Genomic DNA, 15,167 nt, shown 5'->3' with positions numbered 1-15,167 from the left:
ATTTTGATGGAGGCGAAATGATGCGTTACATGACATCGGCTTCTTGCCTGATCCCCCTGGCGCTGCTGGCGGGCTGTACGCTCACCCCGGCGGAAAAGGCGCGAATGGAGCAACGCGCCCAGACCGAGCGCGCGGACCTGGACAAGGCGCTGCGCGGGCTGACCCCTGAGGCTTCGACCCAGTGTATCAGCCAGTATCGGACCCAGCAGGTCAAATCCTATGGTCCGACCATCGTCTACACCGTCTCGCCACGGCTGAAATATGTCAGCCAGACGGCGGGCGGATGCGACGGCGTCGGCGGCGCAGGCAACAACATCTTCGTGACGCGGACGACCACCGGCCAGCTCTGCTCCGGCGATATCGCGCAGACGGTCGACCGGACCTCGGGCTTCTTCACCGGCAGTTGCAGCTTCGGCCCGTTCGTCCCCTATCGGAAGGCTCAGTGATGCGCCCCCGTCTCGCCGCCGCGGCCGCTTTGGGCCTGACCCTGATGGCCGCCAGATCCGACCCCTTTGCCGGACGCGTCGCCGGACCGCCCGCGCAATGCGTCGACACCAGCGTGACCATGTCCGGGCCGTCCATCTATGACGAGGGCACGGTCGTCATCAATGCGGGCGGCCAGCGTATGTGGAAGGCCAAGGTCCGCGGCCAATGCCCAGGGCTTCAGCCGTTCAACACGCTGATCGTCGAGCGCTGGGGCTCGCAATTGTGCCGCAACGACCGGTTCCGGGTGTTGCAGCCGGGCATGTCGATCCCGTCGCAATGGTGTTTCTTCGACGGGTTCGTGCCGTATGATCGGGTGAAGAAATAGGCATTTTCGCCTGGGGCTAGCCCTCCCCCATCCCCTCCCGCTTGCGGGAGGGGCGTGCCCGGATCGAAACGCAGGCGTTGATCCACGACCTTTGGTCTTGCCGCTCCCCTCCCGTAAACGGGAGGGGATGGGGGAGGGCCACGGTGTCTCACCGAGCCCACACCCCGACGATCACAAAACAAACCGACTCAAATCTGTATTCCGCGCCACCGCCGACAACTGCTTGTCGACATAGGCCGCATCCACGGTCAGGGTCGTGCCCTGACGATCCTCCGCCTCGAAGCTTACCTCCTCGAGCAGCTTCTCCATCACCGTCTGCAACCGCCGCGCGCCGATATTCTCGACTTGGCTGTTCACCTCGGCCGCAATCCGCGCGATCGCGGCGATGCCGTCCTCGGTAAAGGAAATCTCCACCCCCTCGGTGCCGATCAGCGCCTTATACTGCGCGGGCAGCGACGCCTTGGTATCCGACAGGATCGCGACAAAATCCCCCTCGGTCAGCGCCTTCAGCTCGACCCGGATCGGCAACCGGCCCTGAAGCTCGGGCAGCAGGTCGGACGGCTTGGCGACATGGAAGGCGCCGGACGCGATAAACAGGATATGGTCGGTCTTCATCGGGCCGTATTTGGTCGAGACGGTGGTGCCCTCGATCAGCGGCAGCAGGTCGCGCTGCACACCCTCGCGGCTGACCGAACCGCCGCGCACGTCGCTGACCGCGATCTTGTCGATCTCGTCCAGGAAGACGATCCCGTTCGCCTCGGCGTCCGCCAGCGCGGCGCGGCTGACCTCGTCCTGGTCGAGCCGCTTGTCGGCCTCTTCCTCGACCAGCTTGGTCCACGCCGCACCGACGGTCAGCTTGCGGCGCTTGAGCGGCTGGCCGCCGCCGAACGCCTTGCCCATCATCTCCGACAGGTTGATCATCTGCGGCGCGGCACCCGGAATCTCGAACGGCATGGCCGGGGCCTGTTCCAGCTCGATCTCGATCTCGGTCTGGTCGAGATGACCGTCGCGGAAGCGCTGGCGGAAGGCCTCGCGCGTCGCCTGGCTCGAATCCTTGCCGACCAAAGCGTCGAGCAGGCGGTTCATCGCCGCCTCTTCCGCCTTGTCCTTCACCGCGACGCGGCGGCGCTCCTTTTCCAGCCGGATCGCTTCCTCGACCAGGTCGCGCGCAATCTGCTCGACGTCGCGGCCGACATAGCCGACCTCGGTGAACTTGGTCGCCTCGACCTTCACGAAGGGCGCGTCGGCCAGCTTGGCCAGACGGCGGCTGATCTCGGTCTTGCCGCAGCCGGTCGGGCCGATCATCAGGATGTTTTTGGGCGTCACCTCGTCGCGCAAATCCGCGCCGAGGCGCTGGCGGCGCCAGCGGTTGCGCATCGCGACCGCCACCGCGCGCTTGGCGTCGGCCTGACCGATGATATGCGCGTCGAGCGCGGCGACGATCGCCTTGGGGGTCAACTGGTCGTTCATGGGAACCCTAAATTATTGCGCGCCGTCGATGGCTTCGAGCGTGACGCGGTCATTGGTGTAGACACAGACATCGGCCGCGATCGCCATCGCCTTGCGCGCGATCGTCTCGGCATCCTGTTCATAGTCGACGAGCGCGCGTGCCGCCGCGAGCGCGTAATTGCCGCCCGACCCGATCGCGCAAATGCCATTCTCGGGCTCCAGCACGTCGCCATTGCCGGTCAGGATCAGCGTGACGTCCTTGTCGGCGACGATCATCATCGCCTCCAGGTTGCGCAGGAACTTATCGGTCCGCCAGTCCTTGGCCAGCTCGACCGCGGCGCGCAGCAGCTGGCCGTTATGCCGCTCCAGCTTGGCCTCCAGCCGCTCGAACAGGGTGAAGGCATCCGCCGTCGCGCCTGCGAAACCGCCGATGACCGAGCCATCGCCCAGGCGCCGGACTTTCCGCGCATTGGGCTTCATGACCGTCTGGCCCATCGAAACCTGACCGTCCCCGGCCACCACCACCCGGCCGCCACGGCGCACCGAGCAAATCGTCGTGCCATGCCAGGTGGGCATAGCGTGTTCATTCCCGCTCATGCGCGGCGATATGGATGCGGGTGGGCGCGGGTTCAATGGAGGGGGGGCCGACCTCCGTTCAGCCGGAGCGAAGTCGAAGGCCACCTTTTCATTCCTCCCCTACAAGGGGAGGTGGCAGGCCGAAGGCCTGACGGAGGGGTGTCTCGGTTGGAGAGGTGGTGCCGCGCTCGCGACCGGGGACACCCCTCCACCAGCTTCGCTGGTCCCCCTCCCTTGCAGGGGAGGAATAGAGGGATGCTCGATCGCCACCGTATTCAGCGTGGCCTTCGACTTCGCTCAGGCTGAACGGCGGGTCGGGATTACTCCCCCAGCTTCTCGATCTTGTCCTTCAGCGCGGCCAGCTCCGCCTTCAGCGCGGCCATCTCGTCGTCCTTGCTGGGGGCGGGGGTCGGGGCGGGCGTCGCCGCCGCCGTCTTGAACCCTTGCGTCGCCGCCTCGAACATCGCCAGGTTGCGCTTGGCCATGTCGGCGAAGGGCGTGTTCGCGAACGCGCCCTCTACCGCCGACTTGAACTGTTCCTGGTTGCGGCGGAAGCTGTCCATCGACGCTTCCAGATAACCCGGCACCACCGCCTGCATCGAATCGCCGTACATCGCGATCAGCTGGCGCAGGAAATTGACCGGGAGCATCGTTTCGCCCCGGCTTTCCTCTTCCATGATGATCTGGGTCAGGACATTATGGGTGATGTCCTCGTCGGTCTTGGCGTCGACCACCTTGAAGTCGCGGCCCGCGCGGATCATCGCCGCCAGATGGTCCAGCGTGATGTAGGAGGAGGTTTCGGTATTATAGAGTCGCCGGTTCGCGTATTTCTTGACGATCACGATGCCGTCCGCCGCCTGCTTCTTCATCGACCCCCGCCTTTCCTGTCATGATTTTGGTGTAACCTAACGCCATGGATTTCGCATCGCAACATGGTCCGCGCCCTTTGCCGCTGTTCCTGGCGATGTTGCGCAGCGAAACCGCGGAAAACCCCGAACTGGTGCAGCGCGCCCTGGAGGGGCTGCGGCGATTCCAGGCCGCCAGGCGCGAACGCCCGATGCGCGCCCTGCCCGTCCGCCGCCGTCGCGGCCGGGTGAAATTGCGCGATGCGGGCGGCGAAGGTCGGCCGGTCCTGTTCATCCCATCGCTCATCAACCCGCCCTCGATCCTCGATCTGTCCCGCGACCGCTCCTTCATCCGCTGGTTGCGGGGGCGCGGCTTTCATCCCTGGCTGATCGACTGGGGCACGCCCGGCGCACGCGACCGCGACATCGATGTGGCGGGCCATGTCGAGCGCTTCCTGCTGCCGCTGATCGCGACCTTCCCGACACCGCCGGTTCTGGTCGGCTATTGCCTCGGCGGTACGCTCGCGGTGGCGGCGGCGGCGCGGAGCAGGGTCGCGGGGCTCGCCGCGATCGCCGCGCCCTGGCACTTCACCGGCTATGGCGAGGAAGCCCGCGCCGCGATGGCCGCGCAATGGACCGGGATCAAGCCGACCTCCGAAGCGCTGGGCCTGGTCCCCATGGAGGCGTTGCAGGCGGGCTTCTGGCGGCTCGACCCGGGCCGGACCATCGCCAAATATGCCGCCTTCGCCAATCTCGACCCACGCAGCGAGGCGGCGCGGCGCTTCATCCGGCTGGAGGACTGGGCCAATCAGGGCGCCCCCCTGCCCCACGCCTTTGGCCGCGAGCTGTTCGAGGAACTGATCGCCGAGGATCGTCCCGGTCAGGGACGATGGCGCGTCGCAGGCGCGACCGTCACACCCGCGCAATGCGACGCGCCTAGCATCGAATTCGTCGCGACCGCCGACCGGATCGTCCCCGCCGCCACCGCGATCAGGCTGCCCGACCGGCGACCCGGCGGGACCGGCCATGTCGGCATGGTCGTCGGCGGACGTGCGGAAGAACAGCTCTGGCAACCATTGGCCGACTGGATCGCCGCGCTGCCCATGCCTAAATAGAGTGGAAGTTGAGAGGAGCCTTCATGACCGAGATCGTCATTACCGCCGCCAAGCGTACCCCCGTGGGCAGCTTCCTGGGCGCGTTCGCCGCCACGCCCGCGCACGAGCTGGGCCGGGTGGCGATCACCGCCGCGCTGGAACAGGCGGGCATCAAGGGCGAGGACGTGTCCGAGGTGATCCTCGGCCAGGTGCTGACCGCCGCGCAAGGCCAGAACCCCGCCCGCCAGGCGTCGATGGCTGCCGGCATCCCCAAGGAAGTGCCCGCTTACGGGGTCAACCAGGTCTGCGGATCGGGCCTGCGCGCCGTCGCGCTGGGGCTTCAGGCGATCGCCAATGGCGACGCCACCATCGTCGTCGCGGGCGGCCAGGAGTCGATGTCGCTGTCGCCCCATGCCCAGACGATGCGCGCCGGCACCAAGATGGGCCCGCTGACGATGGTCGACACCATGGTGCATGACGGCCTGACCGACGCCTTTGCGGGCTATCACATGGGCATCACCGCCGAGAACCTGGCCGAGCAATATCAGGTGACTCGCGACGAGCAGGACCGCTTCGCCGTCCGCTCGCAGAACCTGGCCGAGAAGGCGCGCGGCGAGGGCCGCTTCAAGGACGAGATCGCCCCCGTCACCATCAAGACCCGCAAGGGCGAGACGGTCGTCGCCGACGACGAATATATCCGCGCCGGTGCGACCCTCGAGAGCGTCTCGGGCGTCCGCCCCGCCTTCAAGAAGGACGGCACCGTGACCGCCGCCAATGCCTCCGGCCTGAACGACGGCGCCGCCGCGATCGTGCTGATGAGCCGCGAGGAAGCCGAGAAGCGTGGGAGCCCCGTGCTCGCCACGATCAAGAGCTGGGCCTCGGCGGGTGTCGATCCGTCCGTCATGGGCATCGGCCCCGTGCCCGCCACGAAGCGCGCGCTGGAAAAGGCGGGCTGGACGATCGGCGACCTCGATCTGATCGAGGCGAACGAAGCCTTTGCCGCCCAGGCGCTGTCGGTCGGCAAGGAACTGGGTCTCGACCCGGACAAGGTCAACGTCAATGGCGGCGCGATCGCGCTGGGCCATCCGATCGGCGCCAGCGGCGCGCGCGTGCTGACGACGCTGATCTACGAGATGCAGAAGCGCGACGCGAAAAAGGGCCTGGCCACGCTGTGCATCGGCGGCGGCATGGGCATCGCCATGTGTGTTGAGCGATAAATACGCTTCTTTCCGATAATTACGCGATTAACGGTTAGATTGCAGGGATGTGTCGAACCTGTCACATCCCTGCAACAACGATGACAGATTTTTTATTGCGTGTTTCATGAACGCTTGTTTTCCCGCCTGAAATTTCTTTCCCTTGGATGAACGGACATGAACGATCCGTCATAACGGGGGTAAAGAATGAATATGCGTACCCTGCTGGGCGCCTCTGCGCTGGCCAGCACTTTGGTCCTCATGCCGGCGGTCGCAACCGCACAAACGGCTGCAGCCGACACCACCGCCATGCAGCCGCAAGAGAATGCCGCCACCGACCCGAACGTCGCCGAGCGTGATGCGCAGGCCAAGGGCGAAGTCATCGTCACCGGCTCGCGCCTGGCCCGTCCGAATCTCGACTCGCCGACTCCCGTCACGTCGGTCTCCGCCGAACTGCTGACCTCGACCGGCAATTTGAACCTGGGCGACTCGCTCAACCAGCTTCCTGCGCTCCGTTCGACCTATAGCCAGGCGAACTCGACCCGCTTCATCGGCACCGCCGGTCTGAACCTGCTCGACCTGCGCGGCCTGGGCACGCAGCGTACCCTCGTCGTCGTCAACGGTCGTCGTCACGTGACGGCGCAGCCCGGCAGCTTCGTGATCGACACGAATACCATTCCGACCGAGTTGCTCGAGCGCGTCGACGTCGTGACCGGCGGCAGCTCGGCCGTGTACGGTTCGGACGCCATGGCCGGCGTCGTCAACTTCGTGCTGAAGCGCAATTTCGAGGGCATTCGCGCCACCGGCCAGAGCGGCATTTCCAGCCATGGCACGCGCGGTTCCTATTTCGGCGCGCTGACCGCCGGCACGAATTTCGCCGAAGGTCGCGGCAACATCGCTGCCGCCGCCGAATATTCGGTTTCGGACGTCGTTTATTACACCGACCGCGACGACATCACCGGCGCCTATTCGGGCCGCAGCCAGTTCAACGCCGTCCAGAATACCGGCCCGCAGCTGAACCCCAATGGCGGTGCGATCCGCACCGGCCCGGAATCGTCGCTGGGCGATGGCATTCCGGACACCGCCTTCCTGCGCAACATCCGCAACAACACGATCTCGGAAGGCGGTCTGTTCACCGCGTCCTGCCCGACGGTCGCTGCGACGGGTGAATCGGCTGCCGCCTTCGCGGCGCGGCGCGGCGTCGCCTGTTCGGGCCTGGCCAATATCGGCAGCTCGAATTCGCTCAGCCAATATGGCCGGACCTTCGTCTTCAATCCCGATGGTTCGCTGACCCAGAACAACTGCATCACCGACCTGCGCCCCTTCGGCTCGGGCAATTGCGTCGGCGGCCAGGGCTCCACGCTGCGCCTGACCGGTATGCTCCAGCCCAAGCTGGAACGCTTCTCGGGCAATATCCTGGCGCATTTCGATATCTCGGACGCGTTCAAGCCGTTCGTCGAGGCGAAATATGTGCGTATCGACGCACTGCAGGAAGGTCAGCCGACCTTTGCCAACAACACCTTCAGCATCAACAACCCGTTCCTGACCAGCCAGGCACGCGCCACGCTGGTGTCGGCGCTCGCGCCGGGTGCCACGACCTTCACGGCGCAGCGCTTCAACGTCGACTTCGGTGGTCGCGGCGAAGTCCATCGTCGTGAGACGTTCCGCATCGTCGGCGGCGTCGAGGGCGATTTCGCGGAAGGGTGGCACTATGAAGTGTCGGCGAACTATGGTCGCCTCGACACCTTCTACAAGACCAACGGCAACTATGTTACGCAGAAGTATCTGAACTCGATCAACGCGGTGCGCAACGCCGCCGGTCAGATCGTCTGCGGCATCAACGCCGATGCGTCGACCACCAATGACGATCCGGCCTGCGTTCCGGTCAACCTGTTCGGCCAGGGTCAGGTCAGCCAGGCCGCACTGAACTATTTCTCGATCACCTCGACGCGCAAGCAGAAGGCCGAGCAGTTCGACGCCGTGGCCTATATCAACGGCAAGCTGTTCCGCCTGCCGGGCGGCGACGTCACCTTCTCGCTGGGTGGCGAATATCGCCGCGAGACGGCCTATTCCAAGTATGACGACCTGACCGCCAGCGGGGCGACGTTCCTGAACGCCATCCCGACCTTCGCGCCTCCCGCCTATGACATCAAGGAAGCGTTCGGCGAACTCAGCGTTCCGCTGTTGGCGGATCGCCCGTTCTTCCACGAACTGACCCTGACCGGTGCGGCGCGCGTCTCGCATTACAATGTCGGCAATGCGGGCACGCCCTGGACCTACAACATCAACGCGATCTGGTCGCCGGTCCGCGACATCACCTTCCGCGGCGGCTATGCCCGGTCGGTCCGTGCCCCGTCGCTGAGCGAACTCTATTCGACCAACTCGCAGACCTTCGCCAACGGCCTGTCCGATCCGTGCAGCCAGGCGAACATCAACAACAACCCGAACCGCGTCCGCAATTGCGCCGCAGCGGGTGTCCCGACGACCCAGACCTTCAACGGCACGACCGAGCCGTTCACGAACGTCGCGGCATCGGGCATCTACGGCTTCAACCGCGGCAACCCGGACCTGCAGGCCGAGAAGAGCCGCAGCTTCACGGTCGGCACGGTGATCCAGCCGCAGGCGCTGCGCGGCTTCTCGCTGACGGTCGATTACTACAACATCACCATCAAGGACGCGATCTTCTCGCTGGGCGCCCAGACGATCGTCAACCAGTGCTATGACAATCCGAGCGGCATCAGCAATCCGTTCTGCGCAGCGGTCTTCCGCAACCCGAACGGCACCTTCGCCGGTCAGCAGAATGTCCTGCATGGCGGCGCGACGGTGTCCTTCCCGACCACGGGTCCGTCGTTCTTCTCGCAGGGTTTCAACTATGCGAAGCTGGAAACCTCGGGCATCGACATCGAGATGGCCTATCGCACCCGGATCAGCGACACCGGCACGCTGAACCTGCGCGTTCTGGCCAGCTACATGGCGCAGAATAACGGCTACACCGATGTGGGCGACCCCACCTATCGCGACCGTTACAAGAGCGAACTGGGCTATGCGGCATGGCGTGGTCAGTTCGTCGGCAACCTGAACTTCGAAACCTTCGATATTCAGTATCGCCTGCGCTACGAAGGCAAGTCGACGATCGGCGAGTGGGAAACGCAGAACAGCTATGACGGCCGTCCCGCGCGTAATCCCGACGCCTATCCGGTCGTCTATTATCCGGAGGCCTTCTACCACTCGATCCAGGTCGGCTTTAACGCCACCGATCGTTTCCGCTTCTATGTCGGCGTCGACAACGTGACCGACAAGAAGCCACCCTACGACCTGCTGGGCGTCGCATCGGGTGATCCGTACGACAATATCGGCCGGTTCTTCTATGCCGGGTTCAAGGCCAACTTCTGATCCCTTTCGGATCGGACCTGATCGGGGCCCTCCTTCGGGAGGGCCCTTTTTTTATGGCGATTATGTAGTTTGCAAACACGCGTAGCGCGTCAGTGATCGCCGCTCTCAAATAGCTCTTGTCCATAAGGCAAGTGGACGCCGAGCCGCTCACGATAACACGCCGCATGACAGGGCCACGACTGATTGCCCTCGCCTTTGGTAAAAATGGCGAGGGTGCATGGGTCTAACCCAACCTCGGCGACAGGCTCGCCGCAGAAACAGCAAACGCCGTCAATCATTCTGGCATCTCCGACTTGGCTCGTTTGCAAGGTATATAAACGCCTTTTTTATCCTCGCGCGAAACGCTGACCGAGCCCGGTCAGCAATTCATATTGCGATACGCCCGACAGCGCCGACGCGCGTGCAAGGTCGTAATCCATCGCCAGCCAGTCGCCCTCGGCCAGGCCAGGACGCGCGGACACGTCGATCGCGATGAGGTCCATCGACACGCGGCCCAGCACCGGCAGCGCGACGCCATCGACGATCGCGGCCCCCAGGCCCGACAGGGCGCGGCGATAACCGTCGGCATAGCCCAGATTGAGGATCGCCACCTCGGTCGAAGCCGGTGCGGTCCAGGTGGCGTTATAGCCGACCGTCTCGCCAGCCGGCACCATGCGCCGCTGCAGGATCTGGGCCTCCGGTCGGACGACGGACCGCAGATGCGCCGCCATGTCGGCCCGCGGCACGCCCCCATAGAGAGCGAGCCCCGGCCGGGTGAGATCGAAATGATAATCCTTACCCAGGCCGATGCCCGCCGAATTGGCCAGGCTCATCCGCCGCGCCGGAGTGCGGTGCTTCAGGCTGGCAAAGACCGCCTGCTGCCGCGCGTTCATCGGCACGTCCTCATCGGCACAGGCGAGATGGCTCAGCAGCGTCTCGAGCATGAGCCCGTCGAGCAGCCCCTCCCGCACCGCCTCGACCGACACGCCCAGTCGGTTGATGCCGGTATCGACCATCACGTCGCAGGGGCCGCCGCCACTCTCGCGCCAGCGGACGATCTGTTCGGGCGTGTTGAGGACCGGCCGTGCGAATCCCGCCCGCGCGGCCGCCACATCCTCGGCGCGAAGGCCGTGCAGCACCGAAACGGTCAGCCCCAAGGGGGCCAGCGCCCGCGCCTCGGCCCAGTTGGCGACGAAGAAGTCCCGGCACCCTGCCCCGGCCAGCGTCTCGGCGACCTGGATCGCGCCCAGGCCATAGCCATTGGCCTTCACCGCCGCACCGCATGTCGCAGCCCCGCTCAACCGATCGAGCGCCTGCCAGTTGGACATGAGCGCATCGCGGTCGATACGCAGGCGAAGGGGGGCGGGTATTTCCATCACCCTCCGGGCTTTAGGCCGCATCGGCGGGCGGGAAAAGGCGCGATGGGTTTTTCCGAACCCGCGCCCCCGACCCGAACCGCCGTTCCGCCTGAGCGAAGTCGAAGGCCAAGGGAAACCCTATCCGCGAGGGCCCGCATGTGGATCATCCATCGCATTGCCTTCGACGTCGCGCAGGCGGAACGGCGGTGGGATTTACCGCAGGGTGCGGATGATCCCGGAGAAATCCACCGGCGGCTGCCCCTCGCCCACGAACGCCGCATAGAGTTCGGCCGCCCGCTCGCCCATCGGCGTGGTCGCACCCGCGTCGCGAGCGGCCTCCATCGCCAGCTTCAGGTCCTTCAGCATCAGCGCCGCCGCAAAGCCGCCCTGATAGTCGTGATCGGCGGGCGTCTCCGGCCCGACGCCGGGAACCGGACAATATTTGGTCATCGACCAGCTCTGCCCCGACGAGACCGAGGCGATGTCGTAAAAGGTCTGCGCTTCCAGCCCCAGCTTCTCGGCCAGCACGAACGCCTCACAGGTCGCGATCATCGTCGCGCCGAGCAGCATGTTGTTGCAGATCTTGGCCGCCTGGCCAGCACCAGGACCGCCGGCATGGATTACCGCCTGGCCCATGGCGGACAGGAAGGGCTCGGCGCGTTCGAAGGCCTGCTCGGGTCCGCCGACCATGAAGGTCAGCGTGCCTGCCTTCGCCGCGGCGATCCCGCCCGATACGGGCGCGTCGACCGCCATCATGCCCTTGGCCTTGGCGGCGTCGGCCACCCGGCGTGCGCTGGCGACGTCGATGGTCGAGCAGTCGATCAGGATGGCGGAGGGCGGCGCGGCGGCGAAGACCGCCTCGGCATAGACGCGCTCGACATGGGTTCCGGCGGGCAGCATGGTGACGACCGCCTCGACGCCGTCCATCGCGGCGATGGCGCTGTCGGCGGGCAGGCACCCGGCCGCCTTCGCCGCCGCCAGCGCGTCCGCCGACAGGTCGAAGGCGCGGACGTCATGCCCCGCCTTTGCCAGATTGGCGGCCATGCCGCCGCCCATATTGCCCAGGCCGATAAAGGCGATCCGCGCCATGATGCTCTCTCCTACGCTCTTCTTTTTCTTATTCTTAAACCCCTCCCGCAGGCGGGAGGGGTTTGGGGAGGGAACGGGGTCTCACCGAGACCATCGCCTGTGGCTTTCCCTCCCCCATCCCCCCACCTGAAGGAGGGGCGTGGGACTCATCAGCGGTTGGTCCAGACCGGCAGGCGCTTCTCGACGAACGCCGCCATACCTTCCTTCTGGTCGGCCGATCCGAACAGACCGTGGAACAGCCGCCGCTCGAACTGCACGCCCTGCGCCAGACCCATGTCGAAGGCGGCGTTGACCATTTCCTTGTTCGCCTTGACCGCGATCGGCGCCATGGCCGCGATGGTCGCGGCGGTCTTCAGCGCCTCCTCGACCAGATCGGCGGCGGGGACGATGCACGCGACGAGGCCCGAACGCTCGGCTTCTTCGGCGTCCATCATCCGGCCGGTCAGGCACATCTCCATCGCCTTGGCCTTGCCGACCGCATGGGCCAGCCGCTGCGAGCCGCCCATGCCCGGCGTCACGCCCAGCTTGATCTCGGGCTGGCCGAATTTCGCGGTGTCGGCGGCGAGGATGAAGTCGCACATCATCGCCAGTTCGCACCCGCCGCCCAGCGCATAGCCCGCGACAGCCGCGATGATGGGTTTCCGCGTGCGGGTGAAGTCGTCCCAACCGGTGAAATGGTTGCCACCATACATGGCGGCAAAGTCCATCTCCTGCATCTCCTTGATGTCCGCGCCCGCCGCAAAGGCCTTCGCCGAGCCGGTGATGACGGCGCAGCGCTGCTCGGGATCGGCGTCATAGGCGCGCATCACGTCGAGCAATTCGGACAGCAGTTCGGCATTCAGCGCGTTCAGCGCCTGGGGCCGGTTCAGCGTCACCAGCGTCACCGCGTCGCGGCGCTCGACGATCAGGGTGTTGTATTCGGTCATGCGGGCGTCCTTCTCAGCGGTCGTCGGGTGTCCAGGCCTGCCCCTCGGGCATGGGGGCGAAGATATGGTCGATCATCGTGTCGGTCACGCCCTCGGGCGTAGCGGGGTTCCAGCGCGGTGCATTGTCCTTGTCGACGATCAGCGCGCGAACGCCCTCGATAAAATCGGGACGCTGCACGACGCGCGAGGCGACGCCATATTCGCGGCGCATCTCGTCGGCGAAATCGGTGGTCAGCCGCCCCTCGCGCAGCAGGCGGAGCGAGACCTTGCAGGCTTGCGGCGATTTGGTGCGCAGCACGGCCAGTTGCTGCACTGACCATTCGCCGCCATCGGCCTCCAGCGCGGCGATGATGTCCTCCAGCGTGTCGGCGGCGAACAGCCGGTCGATCTCGGCGGCATGGGCCATGATCTTGGCTTGCGGAGCGGGCGTGGAGAGGCGGTCGAGCGTCGCGGCGATCGCCTGCGGCGCGGCGATGATCGCGGCCTTCGCCTCCTCCAATGCGGCGGCGGGCAGATAATGGGTCACCAGGCCGAGCGCATGGGCCTCCGCCCCGTCGAGCCGATGCCCGGTCAACGCGAGGAACTCCCCCATCCGCCCCGGCAGGCGCGAGAGATACCAGCCGCCGCCGACATCGGGGAACAGGCCGATGCCCGTCTCCGGCATGGCGAAACGGGTATTCTCGGTGGCGACGCGGAATCGCGCGGGCGCGGAGATGCCGACCCCGCCGCCCATGGTGATGCCGTCCATGAACGCGACAACGGGCTTGGCATAGGTGAACAACCGGTGGTTCATCCGGTATTCGCTATGGAAAAAGCCGCGCGCAGCCTCGCCATCGCCCGCACCGCTTTCCGCAAGCAGGCGAATGTCGCCCCCGGCGCAGAAGCCGCGCCCCTCGGCATGGTCGATGAGGATCGCCTCGACGCCGAGGTCGCCGCGCCAGTCCTCCAGCGCGGCCAGCACGCCCTCGCACATCTCGCGGGTCAGCGCGTGGATCGCCTTGGGCCGGTTGAGCCGCAGCCGCCCGACCGGGCCTTCGCGGGTGACGATCAGGTCTTGGGTCATGCCCGTCCTTCTATCCTTTTCTTCGACCCCGGCGAAGGCCGGGGCCCAGATGCCGCGAATGACGTGGCGCGCCACCGGCTGGTTGGCAACTGGACCCCGGCCTTCGCCGGGGTGGTGCCGGTGGGTGGGCTCAGTCCTTCAACAAATCCCGTCCAACGATCATCCGCATCACCTGGTTGGTGCCCTCCAGGATCGAATGCACACGCAGGTCGCGCCAGAAGCGCTCGATCGGATAGTCCATCAGATAACCGTACCCGCCATGCAGCTGGAGCGCCCGGTCGACCACCGACGATCCGGTATCGGTCGCGAGCCTTTTGGCCATGGCGGCAAAGCGGGTCTTGTCGGGCGCTCCCGCCGTCACCTTGGCCGCGGCGAGGTAGAGCAGCGCGCGTGCCGCCTCCAGCTCGGTCGCCATGTCGGCCAGGGTGAATTGCGTATTCTGGAACTCGGCGATCGCCTTGCCGAACTGGCGGCGGTCCTTCACATAGGCCACCGCTTCGTCCAGACAGCGCTGCGCGCCGCCCAGCGAGCAGGCGCCGATATTCAGCCGCCCGCCGTCCAGCCCCATCATTGCGATGCGGAAGCCCTCACCCTCTGCGCCCAGCCGGTTGGCGACCGGCACGCGGACATTGTCGAACATCACTTGCCGCGTCGGCTGCGAATGCCAGCCCAGCTTGCGCTCGTTCGCGCCGAAGGAGACGCCGGGTGTGTCCTTGTCGATCACCAGACAGGAAATGCCCTTCGGCCCATCCTCCCCGGTGCGAACCATGGTGACATAGACCTCATTCTCGCCGCCGCCCGAGATGAACTGCTTGGCGCCCGAGACGACATAATGGTCGCCGTCACGCACCGCCCGCGTCTTGAGCGCGGCCGCGTCGGAGCCCGAACCCGGCTCGGTCAGGCAATAGCTGGCCATGCGTTCCATGGTGACGAGATCGGGCAGATACCGCGCCTTCACATCCGCATCGCCGAAGCGGTCGATCATCCACGACGCCATATTGTGGATGGAGATGAAGGCGGAGGTGGAGGGACAGCCATAGGCCATCGCCTCCATGATCAGCGCCGCCTCCAGCCGCCCGAGCGCGATGCCGCCGGATTCCTCGGAGACATAGATGGCGGCGAACCCGAGTTCGGCCGCCTCCTTGATCGTATCGCGGGGGAAGATGTGCTTCTCGTCCCACTCCGCCGCGAAGGGCGTGATGCGGTCGGCGGTGAACCGGCGCGCCAGTTCCTGGATTTCGCACTGCTCGTCGGTGAGGTCGAATTGGGTCATCGGTGGGTCTCGTCTATCTGAAGCCCCTCCTCCCGGAGGGGGGCTGTCTCTTATACACATCTCCGAGCCCACGAGACCGTACTAGATCTCGTATGCCGTCTTCTGCTTGAAAAAA

At 65.8% G+C, this 15,167-nt stretch carries 13 protein-coding genes; 5 read left to right on the top strand and 8 right to left on the bottom strand.

Annotation, left to right across the window (positions count from 1 at the left end):
• Window positions 1-29 precede the first annotated feature (29 nt).
• Both QZ546_RS09630 and QZ546_RS09625 read left to right on the top strand, forming a co-directional pair.
• The gene (locus tag QZ546_RS09630) at window positions 30-446 is read left to right on the top strand and encodes a hypothetical protein (protein ID WP_294236544.1); all 417 of its coding nucleotides are present in this window, start codon (window positions 30-32) and stop codon (window positions 444-446) included.
• Window positions 446-811, top strand: a complete 366-nt coding sequence (locus tag QZ546_RS09625; protein WP_294236542.1) for a hypothetical protein — start codon at window positions 446-448, stop codon at window positions 809-811. Before QZ546_RS09630 ends, QZ546_RS09625 begins: the two co-directional genes overlap by 1 nt.
• A gap of 171 nt (window positions 812-982) precedes the next feature.
• Here QZ546_RS09625 and hslU read toward each other — a convergent pair whose 3' ends face one another.
• The 3 genes from hslU to phaR all read right to left on the bottom strand — a co-directional run bounded on the left by hslU (window position 983) and on the right by phaR (window position 3,705).
• A complete protein-coding gene (hslU, locus tag QZ546_RS09620) occupies window positions 983-2,281 on the bottom strand; it encodes an ATP-dependent protease ATPase subunit HslU (RefSeq protein ID WP_294236540.1) in 1,299 nt (432 codons plus the stop codon).
• Between the two features lie 12 nt (window positions 2,282-2,293).
• Window positions 2,294-2,836 carry an ATP-dependent protease subunit HslV gene (gene hslV, locus QZ546_RS09615; RefSeq protein ID WP_058744342.1) on the bottom strand — a complete coding sequence of 181 codons (543 nt, stop codon included), beginning with the start codon at window positions 2,834-2,836 and terminating at the stop codon, window positions 2,294-2,296.
• A 320-nt stretch (window positions 2,837-3,156) separates the two neighbouring features.
• The gene (gene phaR / locus QZ546_RS09610; protein WP_294236537.1) at window positions 3,157-3,705 is read right to left on the bottom strand and encodes a polyhydroxyalkanoate synthesis repressor PhaR; all 549 of its coding nucleotides are present in this window, start codon (window positions 3,703-3,705) and stop codon (window positions 3,157-3,159) included.
• Between the two features lie 44 nt (window positions 3,706-3,749).
• Here phaR and QZ546_RS09605 point away from each other — a divergent pair, with 44 nt between their 5' ends.
• From QZ546_RS09605 to QZ546_RS09595, 3 genes are all read left to right on the top strand, one after another.
• Complete coding sequence (locus QZ546_RS09605) at window positions 3,750-4,796, top strand: alpha/beta fold hydrolase (protein WP_294236535.1); 1,047 nt, start codon at window positions 3,750-3,752, stop codon at window positions 4,794-4,796.
• Window positions 4,797-4,819: 23 nt separating this feature from the next.
• The gene (locus QZ546_RS09600; RefSeq protein ID WP_294236533.1) at window positions 4,820-5,992 is read left to right on the top strand and encodes an acetyl-CoA C-acetyltransferase; all 1,173 of its coding nucleotides are present in this window, start codon (window positions 4,820-4,822) and stop codon (window positions 5,990-5,992) included.
• 192 nt (window positions 5,993-6,184) lie between these two features.
• Entirely contained in the window at window positions 6,185-9,364 is a 3,180-nt protein-coding gene (locus QZ546_RS09595) for a TonB-dependent receptor (protein WP_294236531.1), read from the top strand.
• A 326-nt stretch (window positions 9,365-9,690) separates the two neighbouring features.
• Here QZ546_RS09595 and alr read toward each other — a convergent pair whose 3' ends face one another.
• The 5 genes from alr to QZ546_RS09570 form a co-directional block, all read right to left on the bottom strand.
• A complete protein-coding gene (gene alr / locus QZ546_RS09590) occupies window positions 9,691-10,719 on the bottom strand; it encodes an alanine racemase (RefSeq protein WP_294236529.1) in 1,029 nt (342 codons plus the stop codon).
• Window positions 10,720-10,914: 195 nt separating this feature from the next.
• Entirely contained in the window at window positions 10,915-11,841 is a 927-nt protein-coding gene (gene mmsB, locus QZ546_RS09585; protein WP_294236709.1) for a 3-hydroxyisobutyrate dehydrogenase, read from the bottom strand.
• 98 nt (window positions 11,842-11,939) lie between these two features.
• Window positions 11,940-12,716 (bottom strand): enoyl-CoA hydratase, encoded by a 777-nt coding sequence (locus QZ546_RS09580; RefSeq protein WP_294236527.1) that lies wholly within the window; start codon window positions 12,714-12,716, stop codon window positions 11,940-11,942.
• Between the two features lie 13 nt (window positions 12,717-12,729).
• Window positions 12,730-13,779 carry an enoyl-CoA hydratase/isomerase family protein gene (locus QZ546_RS09575; protein ID WP_294236525.1) on the bottom strand — a complete coding sequence of 350 codons (1,050 nt, stop codon included), beginning with the start codon at window positions 13,777-13,779 and terminating at the stop codon, window positions 12,730-12,732.
• Window positions 13,780-13,909: 130 nt separating this feature from the next.
• Window positions 13,910-15,052: an acyl-CoA dehydrogenase family protein gene (locus tag QZ546_RS09570; RefSeq protein ID WP_294236524.1), complete on the bottom strand. Its 1,143-nt coding sequence runs from the start codon at window positions 15,050-15,052 to the stop codon at window positions 13,910-13,912.
• Between the last annotated feature and the right edge of the window lie 115 nt (window positions 15,053-15,167).

This window comes from uncultured Sphingomonas sp., from assembly GCF_913062585.1.
Taxonomy (GTDB): Bacteria; Pseudomonadota; Alphaproteobacteria; order Sphingomonadales; family Sphingomonadaceae; genus Sphingomonas.
Note: the sequence above shows the minus strand (reverse complement) of the source record. Positions and strands in the feature narration are given on the sequence as shown.

Bases quoted from the DNA above. Each gene is read 5' to 3' on its own strand.
- QZ546_RS09580 (WP_294236527.1), bottom strand. From the start codon at position 12,716: ATGACCGAATACAACACCCTGATCGTCGAGCGCCGCGACGCGGTGACG.
- alr (WP_294236529.1), bottom strand. From the start codon at position 10,719: ATGGAAATACCCGCCCCCCTTCGCCTGCGTATCGACCGCGATGCGCTC.
- QZ546_RS09625 (WP_294236542.1), top strand. From the start codon at position 446: ATGCGCCCCCGTCTCGCCGCCGCGGCCGCTTTGGGCCTGACCCTGATG.
- QZ546_RS09605 (WP_294236535.1), top strand. From the start codon at position 3,750: ATGGATTTCGCATCGCAACATGGTCCGCGCCCTTTGCCGCTGTTCCTG.
- QZ546_RS09630 (WP_294236544.1), top strand. From the start codon at position 30: ATGACATCGGCTTCTTGCCTGATCCCCCTGGCGCTGCTGGCGGGCTGT.
- QZ546_RS09595 (WP_294236531.1), top strand. From the start codon at position 6,185: ATGCGTACCCTGCTGGGCGCCTCTGCGCTGGCCAGCACTTTGGTCCTC.
- QZ546_RS09575 (WP_294236525.1), bottom strand. From the start codon at position 13,779: ATGACCCAAGACCTGATCGTCACCCGCGAAGGCCCGGTCGGGCGGCTG.
- hslV (WP_058744342.1), bottom strand. From the start codon at position 2,836: ATGCCCACCTGGCATGGCACGACGATTTGCTCGGTGCGCCGTGGCGGC.
- QZ546_RS09600 (WP_294236533.1), top strand. From the start codon at position 4,820: ATGACCGAGATCGTCATTACCGCCGCCAAGCGTACCCCCGTGGGCAGC.
- hslU (WP_294236540.1), bottom strand. From the start codon at position 2,281: ATGAACGACCAGTTGACCCCCAAGGCGATCGTCGCCGCGCTCGACGCG.
- QZ546_RS09570 (WP_294236524.1), bottom strand. From the start codon at position 15,052: ATGACCCAATTCGACCTCACCGACGAGCAGTGCGAAATCCAGGAACTG.
- phaR (WP_294236537.1), bottom strand. From the start codon at position 3,705: ATGAAGAAGCAGGCGGCGGACGGCATCGTGATCGTCAAGAAATACGCG.